Annotated in this window: 18 protein-coding genes and 1 pseudogene; 17 read left to right on the forward strand and 2 right to left on the reverse strand. The window is 72.0% G+C overall.

What is annotated here, in order from left to right; genetic code table 11:
- The first annotated feature begins 47 nt into the window (after positions 1 to 47).
- From ABZV31_RS28630 to ABZV31_RS28660, 7 genes are all read left to right on the forward strand, one after another.
- Positions 48 to 1091: a sugar-binding domain-containing protein gene (locus tag ABZV31_RS28630; protein ID WP_355899473.1), complete on the forward strand. Its 1044-nt coding sequence runs from the start codon at positions 48 to 50 to the stop codon at positions 1089 to 1091.
- A gap of 83 nt (positions 1092 to 1174) precedes the next feature.
- On the forward strand, positions 1175 to 1573 hold the full coding sequence (locus ABZV31_RS28635; RefSeq protein WP_355899475.1) for a ribonuclease domain-containing protein: 399 nt from the start codon (positions 1175 to 1177) through the stop codon (positions 1571 to 1573).
- Positions 1570 to 1902: a barstar family protein gene (locus ABZV31_RS28640; RefSeq protein ID WP_355899477.1), complete on the forward strand. Its 333-nt coding sequence runs from the start codon at positions 1570 to 1572 to the stop codon at positions 1900 to 1902. Before ABZV31_RS28635 ends, ABZV31_RS28640 begins: the two co-directional genes overlap by 4 nt.
- A gap of 161 nt (positions 1903 to 2063) precedes the next feature.
- Positions 2064 to 3506 (forward strand): GuaB1 family IMP dehydrogenase-related protein, encoded by a 1443-nt coding sequence (locus tag ABZV31_RS28645; protein ID WP_355899479.1) that lies wholly within the window; start codon positions 2064 to 2066, stop codon positions 3504 to 3506.
- Between the two features lie 300 nt (positions 3507 to 3806).
- Positions 3807 to 4073: a hypothetical protein gene (locus ABZV31_RS28650; RefSeq protein WP_355899481.1), complete on the forward strand. Its 267-nt coding sequence runs from the start codon at positions 3807 to 3809 to the stop codon at positions 4071 to 4073.
- A gap of 294 nt (positions 4074 to 4367) precedes the next feature.
- Positions 4368 to 5852 (forward strand): amino acid permease, encoded by a 1485-nt coding sequence (locus ABZV31_RS28655; RefSeq protein WP_355899483.1) that lies wholly within the window; start codon positions 4368 to 4370, stop codon positions 5850 to 5852.
- 27 nt (positions 5853 to 5879) lie between these two features.
- Positions 5880 to 6332: an Lrp/AsnC family transcriptional regulator gene (locus ABZV31_RS28660; protein ID WP_355899485.1), complete on the forward strand. Its 453-nt coding sequence runs from the start codon at positions 5880 to 5882 to the stop codon at positions 6330 to 6332.
- A 19-nt stretch (positions 6333 to 6351) separates the two neighbouring features.
- On the opposite strand, the pseudogene ABZV31_RS28665 reads toward ABZV31_RS28660, so the two are convergent.
- A pseudogene (locus tag ABZV31_RS28665) lies at positions 6352 to 6810 on the reverse strand (hypothetical protein); the annotation flags it as partial.
- A gap of 15 nt (positions 6811 to 6825) precedes the next feature.
- Entirely contained in the window at positions 6826 to 7566 is a 741-nt protein-coding gene (locus ABZV31_RS28670; protein WP_355899487.1) for a GntR family transcriptional regulator, read from the reverse strand.
- Positions 7567 to 7781: 215 nt separating this feature from the next.
- On the opposite strand from ABZV31_RS28670, the gene ABZV31_RS28675 reads away from it, so the two are divergent.
- The 10 genes from ABZV31_RS28675 (at position 7782) to ABZV31_RS28720 (ending at position 19936) form a co-directional block, all read left to right on the forward strand.
- Complete coding sequence (locus ABZV31_RS28675; RefSeq protein ID WP_355899489.1) at positions 7782 to 8939, forward strand: extracellular solute-binding protein; 1158 nt, start codon at positions 7782 to 7784, stop codon at positions 8937 to 8939.
- A complete protein-coding gene (locus ABZV31_RS28680; protein WP_355899491.1) occupies positions 8936 to 9832 on the forward strand; it encodes an ABC transporter permease subunit in 897 nt (298 codons plus the stop codon). Before ABZV31_RS28675 ends, ABZV31_RS28680 begins: the two co-directional genes overlap by 4 nt.
- Positions 9820 to 10635, forward strand: a complete 816-nt coding sequence (locus ABZV31_RS28685; protein WP_355899493.1) for an ABC transporter permease subunit — start codon at positions 9820 to 9822, stop codon at positions 10633 to 10635. The genes ABZV31_RS28680 and ABZV31_RS28685 overlap by 13 nt, the downstream gene beginning before the upstream one ends.
- Before the next feature lie 3 nt (positions 10636 to 10638).
- Positions 10639 to 11721, forward strand: a complete 1083-nt coding sequence (locus ABZV31_RS28690) for an ABC transporter ATP-binding protein (protein ID WP_355899495.1) — start codon at positions 10639 to 10641, stop codon at positions 11719 to 11721.
- Positions 11722 to 11732: 11 nt separating this feature from the next.
- A complete protein-coding gene (locus ABZV31_RS28695) occupies positions 11733 to 13241 on the forward strand; it encodes an HAD-IA family hydrolase (protein ID WP_355899511.1) in 1509 nt (502 codons plus the stop codon).
- 49 nt (positions 13242 to 13290) lie between these two features.
- Positions 13291 to 16272, forward strand: coding sequence for a nitrate- and nitrite sensing domain-containing protein (locus ABZV31_RS28700; protein WP_355899497.1), 2982 nt, complete (start codon positions 13291 to 13293; stop codon positions 16270 to 16272).
- Entirely contained in the window at positions 16262 to 16711 is a 450-nt protein-coding gene (locus tag ABZV31_RS28705; RefSeq protein WP_355899499.1) for a roadblock/LC7 domain-containing protein, read from the forward strand. Before ABZV31_RS28700 ends, ABZV31_RS28705 begins: the two co-directional genes overlap by 11 nt.
- A gap of 7 nt (positions 16712 to 16718) precedes the next feature.
- Entirely contained in the window at positions 16719 to 17099 is a 381-nt protein-coding gene (locus tag ABZV31_RS28710; RefSeq protein WP_355899501.1) for a DUF742 domain-containing protein, read from the forward strand.
- A gap of 298 nt (positions 17100 to 17397) precedes the next feature.
- Complete coding sequence (locus tag ABZV31_RS28715; RefSeq protein ID WP_355899503.1) at positions 17398 to 18186, forward strand: carbon-nitrogen hydrolase family protein; 789 nt, start codon at positions 17398 to 17400, stop codon at positions 18184 to 18186.
- 52 nt (positions 18187 to 18238) lie between these two features.
- Positions 18239 to 19936, forward strand: coding sequence for an NAD(P)/FAD-dependent oxidoreductase (locus ABZV31_RS28720; RefSeq protein ID WP_355899505.1), 1698 nt, complete (start codon positions 18239 to 18241; stop codon positions 19934 to 19936).
- Positions 19937 to 20021 lie beyond the last annotated feature (85 nt).

Raw genomic sequence — 20021 nt, forward strand, 5'->3', positions numbered from 1 at the left:
CGGATCAAGTGCGCCGGATCTGCAAGGATGAACGGCGAATCCAGAGTGTGAACAGCAGTGAGGAGATCGCCGTGTCGGGTATGTCGGCGGGCCGGTCAGCCATGCGGATGGGACCCGCTGAGCTGGTGCAGGCGGCGGCCATGGCCCGCCGCTTCTACCTCGAGGGCAAGTCCAAGATCCAGATCGCGGAGGAGTTCGGCGTCAGCCGCTTCAAGGTGGCCCGGGTCCTGGAGACCGCCCTCGAACGGGATCTCGTACGCATCGAGATCCGCGTGCCGGCCGAACTGGACGCCGAGCGCTCCGACGCGCTCCGCGCCCGTTACGGCCTCAGGCACGCCGTCGTGGTCGAGTCCCCGGCCGAGGCCGAGGAGACGCCCGACCCCGAGAACCTCGGCGAAGTCGCCGCCGACCTGCTCGGCGAGCTCGTCAACGAGGGGGACGTGCTGGGGCTGGCCTGGGGCCGGTCCACCATCCACATGGCGGCCGCCCTCGACCGGCTGCCGCCGTGCACCGTGGTGCAGCTGACGGGCGTGTACGACGCCGGGACCTCCGAGCGCGGCTCGGTCGAGGCCGTCCGCCGCGCCGCCCAGGTCTCGGGTGGCGACGCCCACCCCATCTACGCGCCGATGCTGCTGCCGGACGCGGCCACCGCGGCGGCGCTGCGCAACCAGACCGGGATCGCCCGGGCCTTCGAGTACTTCGACAAGGTCACGGTCGCCTGTGTGTCCATCGGCTCCTGGGAGCCGGGCATCTCGACGGTGCACGACATGCTCAGCGAGGAGGAGCGCGCCCACTACGCCTCCCTCGGGGTCGCCGCCGAGATGGCCGCGCACCTCTTCGACGCCGAGGGCCGCCGGGTCGGACGGGACCTGGGGGAGCGGTGCATCACGGTCAAGGCCGACCAGCTCCGCCGTATCCCCGAGGTCGTCGCGATCGCGGGCGGGCAGCGCAAGGCGGCGGCGATCGACGCGGTGCTGCGGTCGGGCCTCGTCACCAGCCTGGTCACGGACACGTCGGCCGCGGACTACCTGATGACGGCGGGACCCACCCCGAAGCCGGCTCTCCATCGCGCGGACCCCGACGGCCCCTGATGGACCACATCGCGCGGACCCGGACGGCTCCTGACGGGCCCCGACGGCAGGTGGTGAGGGGGCGCCGTGGCAGCATCGGCGGCATGTTGCTGCGGTTCGTCCCCCGTCTGCTCACCGGGTTCACGGTCTGTCTCGCCGTCCTGCTGACGGGCTGCTCGTCGACCGCGACGCACACGAGCGCCTCGACGCCGTCGTGGGCGGGGACCATGGCCACGGTCCAGGAGTCCCGGCTGCCCGCCGAGGCCCGCAGGACGCTGGACCTCATCGACAGGGGCGGCCCCTTCCCGTACGCCCAGGACGGTGCCGTCTTCGGCAACGTCGAACGCCTGCTGCCCCGACATCCGCGCGGTTACTACCACGAGTACACGGTGAAGACGCCGGGCTCGCGGAACCGCGGGGCCCGGCGCATCGTCACCGGGCGGGGCGGCGAGATCTACTACACCGATGACCACTACCAATCGTTCAGGGCGGTACTGAGATGACGGACGATCTGGCGGGGCGGCACCTGGTGACGCTGGACCTCGACGGCGTGCGGGACAAGGCCGGCCTGATGGACCGGTGCGCGTCGGCCCTGGGGCTGCCCGACTGGTTCGGCCGCAACTGGGACGCGCTCGCCGACTCCCTCTCCGACCCCTCCGTCTGGCCCGAGCGGGCCGTGGCGCAGGGCCTGCTGGTCGTCGTACGGGGCTGGCAGCCGTACGCGAAGGCCCGGCCGCAGGAGTGGGAAACCGCCCAGGAGGTGTTCGCCGAGGCGGTCGACCGGACACCGGCGCTCTGTGTGGTGCTCGCGCTCGGGTGCGCGGCCGGCTGACCCGCTCGCCATGGAGGTTCCTCCGAAGCGCGCTGTGACCAGCCTGGATGATTCCACCGGGCAGCACGTTCCGGTCGTCATGGGACAATGAAGTACGTGCTTCTTCCCCCCTGGCTGACCTGTCCGGGGGCCACCTTGAGATCGACTGGGATGTGTAGCACGTGCGTTTCCTCAATGACATCCAGCCCGCGTACGACCTGACGTACGACGACGTCTTCATGGTGCCGAGCCATTCCGCGGTCGGCTCGCGTCAGGGCGTGGACCTCAGCTCTGCGGACGGCACGGGCACCACGATTCCGCTCGTCGTCGCCAACATGACCGCGATCGCCGGCCGCCGCATGGCCGAGACCGTGGCCCGCCGCGGCGGCCTGGTGGTCATCCCCCAGGACATCCCGATCGACGTCGTCACCAACGTCATCTCCTGGGTGAAGAGCCGCCACCTCGTCCTCGACACCCCGATCGTGCTGGCCCCACACCAGACGGTCGCCGACGCGCTGGCCCTGCTGCCCAAGCGCGCGCACAACGCCGGTGTGGTCGTCGACGACAACGACCGGCCCGTCGGCGTCGTCACCGACCGGGACCTCACCGGCGTCGACCGCTTCACCCAGCTCGAAGTGGTCATGTCCAAGGATCTGCTGCTGCTGGATGCGGACATCGACCCGCGCGAGGCCTTCAACACCCTCGACGCGGCCAACCGCCGCTACGCCCCCGCCGTCGACAAGGACGGCAGGCTGGCCGGCATCCTCACCCGCAAGGGCGCCCTGCGCGCCACGCTGTACACGCCGGCCACCGACGCGCAGGGCAGGCTGCGCATCGCCGCCGCCGTCGGCATCAACGGCGACGTCGCGGGCAAGGCCAAGCAGCTGCTCGACGCGGGCGTCGACACGCTCGTCATCGACACCGCCCACGGCCACCAGGAGTCGATGATCAGCGCCATCAAGCTGGTGCGCGGCCTCGAGCCGCAGGTCCCGGTCGTGGCGGGCAACATCGTCTCCGCCGAGGGCGTCAAGGACCTGATCGAGGCGGGCGCGGACATCATCAAGGTCGGCGTCGGACCGGGCGCGATGTGCACCACCCGCATGATGACCGGCGTCGGCCGGCCGCAGTTCTCCGCCGTCCTGGAGTGCGCGGCCGAGGCGAAGAAGTACGGCAAGCACGTGTGGGCCGACGGCGGTGTCCGCCACTCGCGCGACGTGGCGATGGCGCTCGCGGCCGGTGCGTCCAACGTGATGATCGGCTCCTGGTTCGCCGGCACGTACGAGTCGCCGGGCGACCTCCAGCAGGACGCCAACGGGCGGCTCTACAAGGAGTCGTTCGGCATGGCGTCCGCGCGTGCGGTGCGCAACCGCACGTCGGAGGAGTCGGCGTACGACCGCGCCCGCAAGGCGCTGTTCGAGGAGGGCATCTCCACCTCCCGCATGTTCCTCGACCCGGCCCGCCCGGGCGTCGAGGACCTGATCGACTCGATCATCGCGGGGGTCCGTTCCTCCTGCACCTACGCCGGTGCCGCCTCCCTGGAGGAGTTCGCCGAGAAGGCCATCATCGGCATCCAGAGCGCGGCGGGCTACGCCGAGGGCAAGCCCCTGCACGCCAGCTGGAGCTGAGCCAAGTTCCTTCCGTGCGGCCCCCGTTGTCCCGTCGTCGTCCGGGAAGATCGGGGGCCGTCGGCGTGTCCGGGCACCTACCGTCGGATGGATGGAGATCACCGTGTGCGGGGCTGCCGACGTGGCCCTGCAGGAGGCGCGGCGTCGGCGTCCCGGAGGTCGGCGGGCTTCGTCAAGACATAACAGAGCATCGAGTCGCAGTACACGCTGCTGACCGTCGTCGCCCGCCTCGACGAGCTGCGCACGCGCGAGTCGCTGGCCGGGGGCGGCAGTGACGAGGAGGCGCTGGACCGGGCCGAGTTGCTGGAGCTCCTCGCGCTGAGCGAGGTGGTGGCGCGCAAGGCCGCGTACGGCCGCCGGCTCACCGTCCGCGCGGCCCGCGAGGCCGGTGCGTCCTGGGCGCAGATCGGGGCCGCGTTGGGAACCAGCAAGCAGGCCGCCTGGGAGGCGCACACCCGCTGGATCGACGCCCAGGAGGCGGCGTACGGCCGGCCCGGTCGGCTGGGCTTCGACACGGCGGACGCGGCCCAGGCGCGGGCGGTCGCGGGGGAGTCGGAGGAGCGCTGAGCAGGCGCGGGCGGTCGCGGGGGAGTCGGAGGAGCGCTGAGCAGGACCGGACGGTGAATCCCAGCCGGCCCGTACGCAACGGTCGAAAGCCCACGCGCAACGAACACGCGTCGCCGTGCGAGGAACGCAACGATCTTGCACAGACGCGCAAGGTTGCTGCATTACGCCCGTGAAGTGCCGCCTCATAGGGTCTGCGCTGTACGTGGCGTGGCGGGGGCCCCGCTCGGTGGGTCTCCGCGGGATGGGGCGCCACCGGTCCCCGCCGCCCAGACCGCAGCGACGAAGGAGCCGCGCGTGCTCGACCAAGGCGCACCCCCGCACAACCGCAGAACCACCGTCCCCCTGTCCACCAGTGCCCGCCTCATGCGTCGCAAGCCGGTGGAACGCCTGGTCGCGGAGGGCGGCCAGGGCGAGGGAGGGACGCTGCGGCGGTCCCTGGGCCTGTGGCAGCTCACCATGATCAGCATCGGTGCCACCCTCGGCACCGGTATCTTCGTGGTCCTCGGCGAGGCCGTCCCCAAGGCCGGTCCGGCCGTCACGCTCTCCTTCGCGATCGCCGGTCTGACGGCGCTCTTCTCGGCCCTGTCCTACGCCGAGCTGGCTGGCACCATCCCGGTCTCCGGGTCCTCGTACTCGTATGCGTACGCAACGATGGGCGAGCTGATCGCCTGGATCTGCGGCTGGTGTCTGGTCCTGGAGTACGGCGTGTCGGTCGCCGCCGTGGCCGTCGGCTGGGGCGAGTACCTCAACGAGCTGCTCAAGGGGACCATCGGCGTCACCATCCCGGCCGCCCTGTCGGCTCCGCCCGGCGACGGCGGTATCTTCAACCTGCCCGCGCTCGTCGTCGTCCTGCTGGCGATGGTGTTCCTGCTGGGCGGCGCGAAGGAGTCCGCGCGTGCCAACACCGTCATGGTCTGCGTGAAGATCGCCGCGCTGGTGCTGTTCTGCGCCATCGGCATCCAGGGCTTCCGCTCCGGCAACTACGAGCACTTCATGCCGCTCGGCATGGCCGGGGTCAGCGCGGCGGGCGCGACGCTGTTCTTCTCGTACATCGGCTTCGACGCCGCCTCGACGGCCGGTGAGGAGGCGAAGAACGCCCAGCGCGACCTGCCGCGGGCGATCATGCTGTCGCTGGTCATCGTGACGGCGCTGTACGTCCTGGTCGCGGCGGTCGCCGTGGGTGCCAAGCCGTGGCGGCGGTTCAACGACTCGGAGGCCGCGCTCGCCCAGATCATGCGTGAGGTCACCGGCCAGACCTTCTGGGGCACCCTGCTGGCGTTCTGCGCGGTCATCGCCATCGCCAGCGTGGTCCTGACCGTGCTGTACGGCCAGACCCGCATCCTGTTCGCGATGTCCCGGGACGGCCTCGTGCCCAAGGTCTTCGCGAGGGTCCACCCGAAGACCGGTGCGCCCCGCGCCAACACGGTGATCGTCTCCCTGTTCTGCGGTGTCCTGGACGCCACCAGCATCGGTACCCTCTTCGCCTTCGCACTGGTCAACGTGGCCGTCGTGGTGCTGCGCCGGACACGCCCGGCCATGCACCGCACCTTCCGGGTGCCGCTGTCGCCGGTGCTGCCCGTGCTGGGCTTCGCCTTCTGCGTCTGGATGATGGGCAGCCTGTCCGCCGTCACCTGGGTGGTCTTCGGAGTCTGGATGGCGGTCGGGCTCGTGTTCTACTTCGTGTACGGCTACCGCCGTTCCCGTCTCGCGACCGACGACGGTCTCGCGACCGACGACGGTCCCGCGACCGCAGACAGTCTCGCGACGGCAGAGAAGTGACCGACCCGAAGAAGTGACACACCCCCAGTGCTGAACGATCTCGACGAACGCATCGTGCACGCCCTCGCCGAGGACGCCCGCCGCTCCTACGCGGACATCGGGCAGCTGGTCGGCCTGTCCGCGCCCGCCGTGAAGCGGCGCGTGGACAGGCTGCGCGCCACCGGAGCCATCACCGGCTTCACCGTCCGGGTCGACCCCGCGGCGCTCGGCTGGGAGACCGAGGGGTTCGTCGAGATCTACTGCCGGCGCAACACCTCGCCGGAGACCATCCAGCGGGGCCTGGAGCGCTACCAGGAGGTCGTGTCCGCGTCCACCGTCACCGGCGACGCGGACGCGATCGCCCAGGTTTTCGCCGCCGACATGCGGCACTTCGAGCGGGTCCTGGAGCGGATCGCCGGGGAGCCGTTCGTCGAGCGGACGAAGTCCGTGCTGGTGCTGTCGCCGCTGCTGCGGCGGTTCTCCTCGGGCTCGCCCACCTGATCCGCGTATGCCTCACCCCTGACCTGCCGCGGACCGCCGACAACAGGCGCCGCATGCCGGCCGCGTGTCCGCCCGTACCGATCGCGAGCCGCCGGTAGAGGCCGCCGGACAGGCCGGGGAAGGCGGCCCGGGTCTCGGCGCGCAGGTGAGTGCCCCGGGCCGGCCGGTTCGAGGCGGAAGATCAGCGCATACGACGAGAAACGGTGCCGTCCGGCCGGCACCAGCTCCCGCCCCGGGACCGCGGCGACCACCCGGAAGCCGGGTACCGTGGAGCGCTTGGCGAGCGGCCGGGGCCCGGACGCCTTGCGGTCGGCGCAGCCGACCAGGCGGGCGTAGCGAGCCGCGCCCCGGCGCGCGAAGCAACGGTCCAGGGCGGCGCCGATCCCGCGCCAGACGGCGTCGGTCTCCGCCGCGACGAGCGTCGAGTGCTCGTCACGTAGGGCAGTGCGGCGAGTGAGCCGGTCCCGGCGATGCCCATGAGGGCCTCCTTCGATCAGTCGGCCGTCTTGCGCGCCAGGGCATTGTTTCCTATCGAGTTGTGCACGCTGAAGCTCACGGCGTCCGAGCGGTAGCGGTCGTCCGACCACTCCACCGGGCGCCCTTGGTGTGTCGTCGTCACCCGGCGGACCCGCAGCAGCGGGCTCGTGCGGCGGATGCCGAGCAGTTCGGCGTCCCGGGCGCCCGCGGCCACCGCGTCGATGACGTGCTCGCCGTAGGCGAAGACCAGGCTCGTGTCCTCGTAGAGCCGCTGGGTCACGGACGGGCAGTCGGGCTCGATCGCCTCGACGGCGGGGGAGATCCAGTCGGCGTACACCGTCCGCTCCAGCAGCACCGGCTCGCCGTCCAGACCGCGCACCCGCAGGACGTGCAACACCGGTGTGCTCTCGCGCAGGTGGAGACGCACGGCGTCCTCCTTAGTCGCCGGGCGGTACTCCTGCGCGACCACGTGGCCCGTCGCCTCCCGCCCCATGGCGCGGGCCCACTGGGCGAAGCTGCGCAGCTCGGTGAAGCTCTGGCTGCGGCGACTGGCCAGTACGACGCGGCGGGCGCCCTGGCGGGAGCCGATGAGCCCCTCGGCGGTGAGGGCCGCGACCGCCTGGCGGACCGTGCCGCGCGAGACGCCGTAGTGCGCGGCGAGCTCCGCCTCGGAGGGCAGCCGGCTGCCGACGGTGTACTCCTCGCGGTCGATCGCCCGCCGCAGTGCGTCGGCGATCTCCTCGTGTCGCGCCGTCATGCTTCCCCTCTGAGTTGGCGGCTGTGCACAGCGTAAGCAGCCTAATCGAGATCCGGCAGTCATCCGTGTCGGCCGGGATTGTGCAGGCGAACGGCGGTCACGGTTTCGCCACTGTTTACGAACGGGACATCATCGACGGGCGTACTGAGGCCAACTTGTTCAGACAAGTTCTCCGCACTGCCTCAACAACCTTCGTGCGTACCCCTGGAGAGACCGTGACCGTGTCCCTGCCGAGAACAGCCGTCCTGGGCGGCTCCCTCGCCGTCGTCGCCGCGTTCGCCCTGAGCGCCTGCGGCGCCGCCCCCGACGACGCGTCGACCACCGCCGACGGCAAGAGCGTCGCCACCGCCACCTCTGCCGCCGACTTCGGCGGGATGGACGCGCTGGTGAAGGCGGCCAAGAAGGAGGGCACCTTGCACGCCATCGCGCTGCCCCGCGACTGGGCCAACTACGGCGCCCTCATCGACGGCTTCCGGAAGAAGTACGGCATCAAGGTCGAGGTGGAGAACCCGGACGGCTCCAGCCAGGACGAGATCAACGCCGTCACCTCCCGCAAGGGCCAGGACCGCGCCCCGGACGTCCTCGACCTCGGCAGCTCCTTCGCGCTGAGCGCCGCACAGCAGGGGCTGCTCGCGCCGTACAAGGTGACCGGCTACGCAGGCATCCCCACCACCCAGAAGGACCCGCAGGCCCGCTGGTACAACGACTACGGCGGCTACATCTCCATCGGCTGCGACGCGAAGCGCGTGAAGCAATGCCCGACCACCTTCAAGGACCTGCTCAAGCCGCAGTACAAGGGCCAGGTCGCCCTCAACGGCAATCCCACCAAGTCCGGTTCGGCCTTCGGCGGCGTGTACGCGGCCGCGCTCGCGAACGGCGGCTCCTTCGACGACATCCGGCCCGGCCTCGACTTCTTCGCCAAACTGAAGAAGAACGGCAACTACACGCCCGTCGAGTCCACCCCGGCCACCGTGGAGAAAGGCGAGACGCCGATCAGCATCGACTGGGACTACCTGAACGCCGGGTACGCCGACGAGTTCAGGTCCAAGGGCGTGGACTGGAAGGTCGCGGTGCCGAGCGACGGCACCTTCTCCCAGTACTACTCCCAGGCCATCAACAAGGACGCCCCGCACCCGGCGGCCGCCCGCCTGTGGCAGGAGTACCTCTACAGCGCCGAGGGCCAGAACCTGTGGCTCAAGGGCTACGCCCGCCCGGCCCTGATGGCCGCCCTGGAGAAGGCCGGCACCCTCGACAAGACCGCCGCCGCCAAGCTCCCGAAGGTCTCCGGAACGCCCTCCTTCCCGACCGAGGCCCAGCAGAGCAAGGCCAAGACGGTCATCGCGCAGGGCTGGGGTAAGGCCGTCTCCGGATGACCGCCGCCCTCACACGGGTGGACGTGGCGCCCGTCGCTTCGGTGAAGCGGCGGCGCCGCGCCCCCGGCTGGCTCGCCGTCGTCCCGCTGCTCGCCTTCACCGCGGTCGCCTTCGGGCTCCCCGCCCTGGCCATGCTGGACGGCGCGTTCACCGTCAAGGACCAGGCCACGGGCGCGACGTCGTACGGCACGGCCAACCTGACGACCTCGCTGCACGGCGCCTACCTGACCGCCCTGCTCGGCAGCGTCAAGCTGTCCGCAGTCTCCGCCGGCATCGGGGCCCTCCTCGGGCTGCCGCTCGCCCAGGCCGTGGTGACCTCCCGCTCCCGCGCGCTGCGCGAGGCCGTGCTCACCGCGTCCGGCGTGCTCGCCAACTTCGGCGGTGTCCCGCTGGCCTTCGCCTTCGTCGCCACCCTCGGCAACGCCGGCGTCCTGACCCGGCACCTGGGCCTGACGAACAAGGGCTGGGACCTGTACAGCTTCTGGGGTCTGGTGATCGTCTACCTCTACTTCCTGATCCCGCTGATGGTCCTCACCGTCACCCCAGCCCTGGAGGGCCTGCGCTCCCAGTGGCGCGAGGCCGCGCAGAACAACGGCGCCACCGCCGTCCAGTACTGGCGGCACGTCGCCCTGCCCGTCCTCGCCCCGTCCCTGCTCGGCGGCCTGGTGCTGCTCTTCGGCAGCGCCTTCGCCGCATACGCCACCGCCGCCGCCATGGTGGGCAGTTCGGTGCCGCTGGTCACGCTGCAGATCGCCGACGCCATCTCCGGCAACGTGCTGGTCGGACAGGAGAATGTGGCGCTCGCCCTCAGCCTCGACATGGTCCTGGTCGCGGGCCTGGTCATGGCCGTGTACCTGCCCCTGCAACGACGGAGCGCGCGATGGCTCGCCTGAAGGTGTGGCGGTGGGCCGTGCTCGGCCTCGCCGCGCTGTACTTCCTGATCCCCCTGGCCGCGTCCGTGGTCTTCACGGTCGACGTGCCCGGTCAGGGCGTCACCTTCGACGCCTACACGCAGATCGTCTCCACCGACGGCTTCGTCTCCAGCCTGCTGCTGTCGCTGGAGCTCGCCGCCGCCACCATCGCCGTCGTCCTGCTGCTGATGGTGCCCGCCATGGTCGCGCTGCGGCTCGGCGCACCCCGGCTGCGGCCGGTGGTCGAGGTGGTGTGCTCGCTGCCGCTGGTCGTGCCGCCGATCGCGTTCGTCGCCGGGATCGCGACCGTGCTCAAGTGGGGGCCCGACCACCTCTCCCGCACACCGCTGTTCCAGACGTTCGTGGCGATCCAGAACCCGAGCTTTCCGTTCGTGCTCGTCCTCGCGTACGTCGTGATGGCGCTGCCGTTCGTGTACCGGGCGCTGGACTCCGGGCTGCGCGCGATCGACGTGCGCACGCTCGTCGAGGCCGCCCGCAGCTGCGGGGCCGGCTGGCCGCAGGCCCTTGTGCGGGCCGTGCTGCCCAATCTGCGCGGGGCGCTGCTGAACGCCGCCTTCCTCACGCTGGCGCTGGTCCTCGGCGAGTTCACCGTGGCCCAGCTGCTGGGCTTCCGCCCCTTCGCCGTGTGGATCTACAGCGTCGGCGGCTCCCAGGCCCAGCTGTCCGTCGCCGTCTCCGTGCTCAGCCTGCTCCTCACCTGGGCACTGCTCCTCGCGCTCGCCGGCGTCGGCGGACGCACCCGAACCGCTTCGTCCCGGGGATGAACCATGACCGCCACCACGCTTGAGAAGGCCGCCTCCACACAGGCAGCCACCGTCGAATTCCGGGGGCTGCGCCGGGAGTTCGGCACCACTGTCGCCCTCGACGGACTCGACCTGACGGTGCGGCCGGGGGAGTTCCTGGCCCTGCTCGGCCCGTCCGGCTGCGGCAAGACCACCGCGCTGCGCATGCTCGCCGGCTTCGAACACCCCGACGCCGGCGAGGTGCTGGTGGACGGCGAGGACGTCACCGGTGTCCCGGCCCACCGCCGCGACGCGGGGATGGTCTTCCAGTCGTACAGCCTCTTCCCGCACCTCAGCGCCCTCGACAACGTCGCTTTCGGCCTGCGGATGCGCAAGGTGCGTGCAGCCGAACGCCGGGCGCGCGCCGTCGAGTTGCTGGAGCTGGTCGGCCTCGCCGACCAGGGGGACCGGTTCCCGCACCAGCTCTCCGGCGGCCAGCAGCAGCGCATCGCCCTGGCCCGCGCGCTCGCCCTGCGCCCGCGCGTCCTCCTGCTCGACGAGCCGCTGTCGGCGCTCGACGCCAAGGTGCGGCTGACCCTGCGCGAAGAGATCCGCAGACTCCAGCAGGAGCTCGGCATCACCACCCTGTTCGTGACGCACGACCAGGAGGAGGCCCTGTCGATCGCCGACCGGGTCGCCGTCATGCGCGCCGGACGGCTCGAACAGTGCGCGGCTCCCGCCGAGTTGTACGGCCGTCCCGCCACCGCCTTCGTGGCCGAGTTCGTCGGCACGATGAGCCGGATACCGGGCCGGCTGTCGGAGGGGGACGTCGAGGTGCTCGGCCGGCGGCTGCCGGTCGGCGGCCAGGCGCCCGCCGTGACCGAGGTGGACGTGCTCGTGCGACCTGAGGCGGTCCAGGTGCGGGCCGCCGAGGACGGCGACGCGCGCGTCGTCGCCACCGCCTTCCTCGGCGCGGCCGTCCGGATCACCGCCCGGCTCGCCGACGGCACCGAGGTGAAGGCCGACCTGCCCGCACACGAGGCCGCCGGGCTCGGCGCCGGCACCCCGATCAGCGTGTCGCTGCCCGAGCGGCCCGTCCTCGTGGCAGAACGTACGAACCACTCGTGAAAGAGAACAACGTGACCCCCCACCCCCGACTTCCGCTCCAGGCCGTCCTGTTCGACATGGACGGCACGCTCGTCGACACCGAGCGGCTGTGGTGGGAGGCGGTGGAACACGTCGCCCGTCGACGTCTGACCGAGGCGGACCACCCGGAGGTGCTCGGCCGGCCCGTCGAGCACACGGCGCAGTGGCTCGCCGAGGCCACGGGCGCGCCGGCCGCGGACATCGCCCGGGAACTGCACCGGGAGTTCACCGGCCGCGTCCGCACCGGCACCGTGCCCCGCCCCGGCGCCCTCGACCTGCTCGACGCCCTCGCCCGCGACGGCGTACCCACCGCCCTGGTCACCGCGTCCCCCCGCGCCGTCGCCGACATGGTGCTCGACGCCCTCGGCCGCGGACGCTTCGCCGTCTCCGTCACCGCCGACGACACCGACCGCACCAAGCCCGCCCCCGACCCCTACCTCGCCGCCTGCCGCGCCCTCGGCGTCGACCCGGCGGCCTGCGTGGCCGTCGAGGACACCCCGACCGGCGTCAGCTCCGCCGAGGCGGCCGGGTGCGCGGTGCTCGCCGTACCCTCGCTCGCCCCGATCGACGCCGCACCCGGCCGGACGGTGCGCGAGAGCCTGGTCGGGGTCACCCCCAAGGAGCTGCGCGCGATGGTCACCCATGAACTCCGCGTCATGAGCTGGAACCTCTGGCTCGGCGGCACCAAGGTCGACGACCACCGGGCCAAGCAGCTCAAGGCGATCCTGGAGACCGGCGCGGACGTCGTGGGCCTGCAGGAGACGGGCGGCACCGCGGCCCAGGAGCTCGCCGAGGCCCTCGGCTGGCACCATCACCGGGCCGGCGAGAACCTCGGCATCATCAGCCGCCACCCCATCACCGCCCGCCTCGGCGACCCGGACGTCGGCTTCTATGGAGCCGCCGGGGTCCGCATCAGGATCGCCCCGGGCCGCGGGGTCGACGTCTGGACGGCCCACCTCCACTACACGCCGTACGGCCCTTACGCATCCGCCTTCGACGGGCTTTCGGCGGCCGAGCTGATCGCCCACGAAGAGGTGCGGCTCGCGCAGATGCGGGACACGCTGCGGTGGATCGCCGGGACGAGCCTCCCGTCGGTTCCCGTCGTCCTCGTCGGCGACTTCAACTGCGCCTCCCACCTGGGCCGGCCGGACGTCGAGTGGCCGGTGACCAAGGCGGCGGAGGCGGCGGGCCTGAGCGACTCCTACCGCGAGGCACACCCGGACCCCGTCGCGGACCCCGGCCCCACCTGGTCGCCGATCCACCCGGTGCACGAGGACGGCAGCGGGCGGCCCGAGCCTCAGGACCGCATCGACTACGTCCTGCACCGGGGCCTGACGGTGCTCGACTCCTGGACGTACGTCAGCGGCACCCCGCGCCCCTGGCCCGACGTCGCCCGGAACGACTGGCCCTCGGACCACGCGGCGGTGGTCACCACCTTCGCGGTGCGAGCGGCGAACCGACAGGCGGTTACTCGCGGTAACCATTGCGGTCGGGGTGGCTGATCACGTAGGTTGTGCCGCACTCTACTGACTGGTAACCGGCAGGTAAACCATGCGCTGGCCCATCGGCCGTCCCACCACGGTCCGCGCCCGAATCGTGGCGCTCGCACTCGCTCCGGTGATCGCGCTGATGGTGCTGTGGAGTTTCGCCATGGTGTCGGTCACCGGTGAACTGCGCGCCCTCATCCGGGTCCAGGGGGTGTACGAGGACTTCGGCACGCCCGTCGACACGGCGATCGGACAGATCCAGATCGAACGGCGGCTCGCGGCCGCGTATCTGGGCGGCGGCCCGCGCACGCAGGCCGGTGTCGACCTGCTCGAGCAGCAGCGCCGTACCGACCGCGCCGTCACCGCCATGCGCGACGCGATCCGGGACGGGGACCGCAGCAGGCTGTCCGACCGGCAGCGACAGGTCCTCGGTGCCGCGCTGACCGCCGTCGACAAGTTGGAAGGGCTGCGCGAGCGCGTGCTGTCCCGGCGCATCTCGTGGGACCGGGCGGTGACCGAGTACGGCGCCCTGGTGGAACCCGGTTTCGAGGTCCAGTCCGCTCTCACCGCGCTGCAGGCCGGGCAGATGGCGCGCGAGGCGCAGGTCATCGTCGAGCTCGTTCGGGTACGGGAGTTCGTCTCCCGCGAGGACGCGCTCGTCGCCGGGGCGCGGGCCGCCGGCACCCTGACCGACCGACAGTACGACATGCTCACCGCGACGATCGAGGACCGCCGCGTCTTCGAGCGGACCTACGTGCCCGCGCTCCCGTCCGACTCGCGGGCGCTGTTCGAGGAGTTCCAGCGCGGGGACGTGCACCGGGCGCTGACCCGGGGGGAGGACGCCCTGCTGCGGGCCGGCGCGGCGGGCGCGGGCCGGGCCGTCGCGGCCGACTCCTGGCGCACCACCACCGACCGGGCGGTCAAGCGCTACATGCAGCTGTGCACGCGCGCGGCCGAGAACTCGGCCGCGCGCGGACGGGCGTTCGCCTACCGGGAGCTGGCCAAGGCCGCCGTCGTCGGCGTGCTCGGGCTCGCCGCCGTGGGACTGTCGCTGTGGTTCGCGGTGCGCGGGGCCCGGCGCATCTCGCGCCGCCTGGAGACGCTGCGGGACTCCGCCGACCTGCTGACGACCCGCCAACTGCCGGACGTCATGGCACGGTTGAGCGCGGGCGAGGAGGTGGACGCGACGGCCGAGGCGCCCCCGCTCGCCGACGAGGAGCTCAGGCCCGACGAGATCGGCCAGGTCGGCCGGTCCTTCAACGCCGCCCGGCTCGCCGCCGTCGAGGCCGCCGTCAAGCAGGCCACCCTGCGCCGCGGGCTGTTCGCCGTGCTGCTCAACATCGCCCGGCGCAACCAGGCACTCGTCCACCGCCAGCTGAAACTCGTCGACACTCTCGAGCGGCGTACCGAGGACCCGGACACCCTTCAGGAGCTGTTCCGGATCGACCACCTGACCACCCGTATGCGGCGCCACGCGGAGAGCCTGATCATTCTCTCCGGAGCGGTGCCCGGTCGCAGATGGCGGCGGCCCGTGCCGGTCGCCGACGTGGTGTCCTCCGCAGTCAGCGAGATCGAGGACTACGCGCGCGTGGAGGTCCCGCCGATGCCGGAGGTGGGCGTCGCCGCGGACGCCGTCGCCGACGTCGTGCACCTGATCGCCGAACTCCTCGAGAACGCCACAGTGTTCTCGCCGCCGCACACCCGGGTCACCCTGCGCAGCGGCCGGGCGCGTGGCGGATTCGTCCTGGAGATCGACGACCGCGGTCTCGGCCTCGGCCCCGACCAGATCGAGGAGGCCCACCGCACCCTCACCCGCCCCGACGACTTCGACCCCACGCGGCACGAACGGCTCGGCCTGTACGTCGTGGGGCGGCTCGCCGCCCGGCACGGCATCGGGGTCACCCTGACCCGGTCGCCGTACGGCGGTACGACGGCGGTGGTGCTGCTGCCGGAGGCGGTGCTGGCGGACGTGGTGCCCGAGCCGCCGGTGCGGGAGGCGGAGGCGCAGGTGCGGGCGCTGCCCTCACGGAGGGGGACGGCGGCGCTCGCGCAGCGGTGGGAGACGAGCCGTGCGGGCGGCGGGAACACGGGTCGCGCGACCGACAGGGCTTCGGACGCGGAAAGGCCGGGCCGCCCGGATGTGGAGACGCCGGGCCCCCCGGATGTGGAGAGGCCGGGCCCCCCGGATGTGGAGAGGCCGGGCCACCCGGACGCGGAGACGCCGGGCCGCCCGGATGTGGAGAGGCCGGGCCGCCCGGATGGGGAGAGGAGGCCGGGCCGCCCGGACGCGGAGACGCCGGGCCGCCCGGATGTGGAGAGGCCGGGCCGCCCGTACGTGGAGACGCCGGACCGCCCGGACCCCGCGGACCCGTCCCCGGACGCCTCCGAGTCGACCACCGGTGCCATCGCGACGCCTGGAGCCCGCGTCTGGACCAGCGGCGCTGCCGCGACGCCGGGCGCCCCTGCATCCACCGGTGGCGCTGCCGCGACGCCGGGCGCCCCTGCATCCACCGGTGGCGCTGCCGCGACGCCGGGAGCCCCAGCCCCGGCACCGGAAGCCCCTGCCCCGACTCCGAAAACCCCTGCCCTCCCGACCCGCGTGCGCCAGACCTCCCTCGCCCCCGCCCTGCGCACCGAGGCCCCGCCTGCCGACGAGCCCCCGGGGCGCGAGGTGAGTGCCGAGGAGGTCCGCGCGATCTTCGGCGCCTTCCAGCGCGGCCTCGACCGCGGCCGCAAGGGCCTGCTCACGGGGACCGACCGGAGCAGCCCCACGGACGCCCACCAGGGCGGCGCCGGGGACATCGGCTGGGACGGCCCCGGGGACATCGGCTGGGACGGCCCCGGGGACACCGGCCGGGATGGCTCCGGGGACACCGGCAGTGGTGGCCCCACGAACACCGGCCGGGACGGCCCGGGGAAGACCGGCCGGGACAGCTCACGGGACACCCGCCAGGGCGGCCCGAGGGACACCGATCCGGGCGGCCCCCCGAGTACCAAGGAGCGAACTCCCACCGAGGAAGGGACGGACGCCGACGATGCGCCGTGACGAGACCCCCGAGCACCCTGTCGAGGCTTCCCAGCCGCCCGGCACGGACCTCGGCTGGCTGCTCGACGACCTCGTGGCCAGAACCGACCACGTCCGCCAGGCCGTGCTGCTGACCGCGGACGGCCTCCCCCTGAGCTGCTCGGAGGGCATGCTCCGACGGGACATCGAGCACCTGGCCGCCGTCTGCTCGGGCTTCCACAGCCTGGCCCGCTCCGCGGGGGAGCGGTTCGCGGCCGGAGAGGTGCGGCAGACCATGGTGATGCTCGACGACGCCTACCTCTTCATTACCCCGGCTGGCGACGGCAGCCGACTGGCCGTGCTCAGCGAGGTGCAGACCGACGTCGGGCAGCTGGCCCACGAGATGGCCCTGCTCGTGCGCCGGGTCGGCCGCCACATGGACGCCGCCGTGCGCTCGGCCGAGGGCCCCACGGGACCCTGATCCGGCCGTGACCGACGACCACTGGTACGAGGACGAGACAGGGGCGATGGTGCGCCCCTACACCGTGACCCGGGGCCGTACCCGTCCCTCCGACCGGCACAGCATCGACCTGATGTCCCAGGTCACCGCCCTGGCCCCGGACGGCGGGCAGCCGGGCGTCGACCATGCCCGCGCGTCCCTGCTCGACCTCGTGCGACGCGGCCCCCGGCCGGTCGTCGAACTCGCCGCGGACGCCGACCTGCCGCTGACGGTGGTCCGCGTGCTGCTCGGCGACCTGGCGGAGGCCGGGCTCGTCCGCATCGACGAGCCGCGACGCGTGGCGCCCGGCGGGCCGGCGGCCGACCCGGAGCTGCTGCGGGAGATCGTGGCGCGGCTGCGCGAGCTCTAGAACCGCGGGTGCCACGGCACGGCCGTCAAGTCGCCCGTGCCCTGCCTCACCTTCTCGAAAGGGGCCGGGTCCAGCTGTAGGCGAGCCGGCCGTGGTGGCCGAGGTCGTGGAGCCGCTGTGATCTGCGCCTCCAGGGCGACCGGAGGGAAGACCCCGGGTGCGCAACGAATCGCCGCCCGACCGGTGGGGGACGCAACGATCCGCTCACCGGCGCGCAACGGGTTCCGCTTGTCCGCCCGCGGCCGCCGACCGTACCGTCTAACTGACCCCAACCCCTCCTTACCGGTGAGGACCACGCATGCGCACCGCCCTGCTCCAGAGCTCCGGCCGCCCCGGCTCCGTCGCCGAGAACCTCAAGGTCCTCGACGCCGCGGTGGGCCGCGCCGCCGCCGCGGGCGCCGGGCTGCTGGTCGCGCCGGAGATGTTCCTGACCGGGTACGCGATCGGTGACGACATCGGCCGTCTCGCCGAGCCCGCCGACGGCGAGTCGGCGGACGCGATCGCGGAGCTCGCCTCCCGGCACGGCCTGGCGATCGCCTACGGCTACCCGGAGCGGGACGGCGAGACGGTGTACAACTCCGCGCAGCTGGTCTCCGCCGACGGCACGCGCCTTGCGAACTACCGCAAGACCCACCTCTTCGGCTGTTTCGAGCGTGACCACTTCACGCCGGGCGAGCAGCCGGTCGTGCAGGCCGAGTTGAACGGCCTGACCGTCGGCCTGATGATCTGCTACGACGTGGAGTTCCCGGAGAACGTGCGCGCCCACGCCCTGGCCGGCACCGACCTGCTCGTCGTGCCGACGGCGCAGATGCACCCGTTCCAGTTCGTCGCCGAGTCTCTGGTCCCGGTGCGTGCCTTCGAGAACCAGATGTACATCGCGTATGTCAACCGGGTCGGCCAGGAGGGCGAGTTCGAGTTCGTCGGGCTCTCCACCCTCGCCGGTCCCGACGGGGTCGCGCGCACCCGCGCCGGCCGCGGCGAGGAGCTCGTCCTCGCCGACGTCGACCCCGCCTTCCTCGCCGCCTCGCGCGAGGCGAACCCGTATCTGAAGGACCGCCGCCCGGGCCTCTACGGGTCCCTCATCTGAACCCTCCAGAACTCCCCCTTTTCAAGCTTTTCGTGCAAGGAGTCCGTACCCCATGACGTCCACGGTGCCCAACGCCGTCGAGCACGCAGACGAGCAGCAGCCGCCGATCACCATGTTCGGCCCGGACTTCCCGTACGCCTACGACGACTTCCTCGCCCACCCGGCGGGCCTCGGCCAGATACCCGCGACCGAGCACGGCACCGAGGTCGCGGTCATCGGCGGCGGACTGTCCGGCATCGTCGCCGCCTACGAGCTGATGAAGATGGGCCTGAAGCCCGTCGTCTACGAGGCCGACCAGATCGGCGGCCGGCTGCGCACGGTCGGCTTCGAGGGCTGCGACCCGTCGCTGACCGCGGAGATGGGCGCCATGCGCTTCCCGCCGTCCTCCACGGCCCTCCAGCACTACATCGACCTGGTCGGCCTGGAGACCAGGCCGTTCCCCAACCCGCTCGCGGAGGCGACCCCGTCGACCGTCATCGACCTCAAGGGCGAGACGCACTACGCCGAGACCCTCGACGATCTGCCGCAGGTCTACCGGGACGTGGCGAACGCCTGGAACCGGTGCCTGGAGGAGGGCGCCGACTTCTCCGACATGAACCGCGCCATGCGCGAGCGTGACGTCAAGCGCATCCGCGAGATCTGGTCCAAGCTCGTCGAGAAGCTCGACAACCAGACCTTCTACGGCTTCCTCTGCGACTCCGAGGCGTTCAAGTCCTTCCGGCACCGCGAGATCTTCGGCCAGGTCGGCTTCGGCACCGGCGGCTGGGACACCGACTTCCCGAACTCCATCCTGGAGATCCTGCGCGTCGTCTACACCGAGGCCGACGACCACCACCGCGGCATCGTCGGCGGCTCCCAGCAGCTGCCGCTGCGGCTGTGGGAGCGCGAGCCGGAGAAGATCGTGCACTGGCCGTACGGCACCTCGCTGAAGTCCCTGCACGTGAACGGCGAGCCGCGCCCGGCCGTGACCCGGCTGCACCGCACCGCCGGCAACCGGATCACGGTGACGGACGCGAACGGCGACATCCGCACCTACCGGGCGGCGATCTTCACCGCCCAGTCCTGGATGCTGCTGTCCAAGATCCAGTGCGACGACGCGCTGTTCCCGATCGACCACTGGACGGCGATCGAGCGCACCCACTACATGGAGTCCAGCAAGCTCTTCGTCCCGGTCGACCGGCCGTTCTGGCTGGACAAGGACGAGGAGACCGGCCGGGACGTCATGTCGATGACGCTCACCGACCGCATGACCCGCGGCACCTACCTCCTCGACAACGGCCCGGACCGGCCCGCCGTGATGTGCCTGTCGTACACCTGGTGCGACGACAGCCTGAAGTGGCTGCCGCTGTCCGCCAACGAGCGGATGGAGGTCATGCTGAAGTCGCTGTCGGAGATCTATCCGAAGGTCGACATCCGCAAGCACATCATCGGCAACCCGGTGACGGTCTCCTGGGAGAACGAGCCCTACTTCATGGGCGCGTTCAAGGCCAACCTGCCCGGCCACTACCGCTACCAGCGGCGCCTGTTCACGCACTTCATGCAGGACCGCCTGCCCGAGGACAAGCGGGGCATCTTCCTCGCCGGTGACGACATCTCCTGGACGGCGGGCTGGGCCGAGGGCGCCGTGCAGACCGCGCTGAACGCGGTCTGGGGCGTCATGCACCACTTCGGCGGGGCCACCGACCCGTCCAACCCCGGCCCGGGCGACGTCTACGACGAGATCGCGCCCGTCGAACTCCCCGATTCCTAATGGAGATGTCAAGCGGCGGACGTGACGGGCGGTATGGGGTCGTAGCACCGTCCGTCACGCAGGAGGGCCCACATGACGTTGACCC

It is taken from the genome of Streptomyces sp. NPDC005202 (assembly GCF_040608235.1).
Lineage (GTDB): Bacteria > Actinomycetota > Actinomycetes > Streptomycetales > Streptomycetaceae > Streptomyces.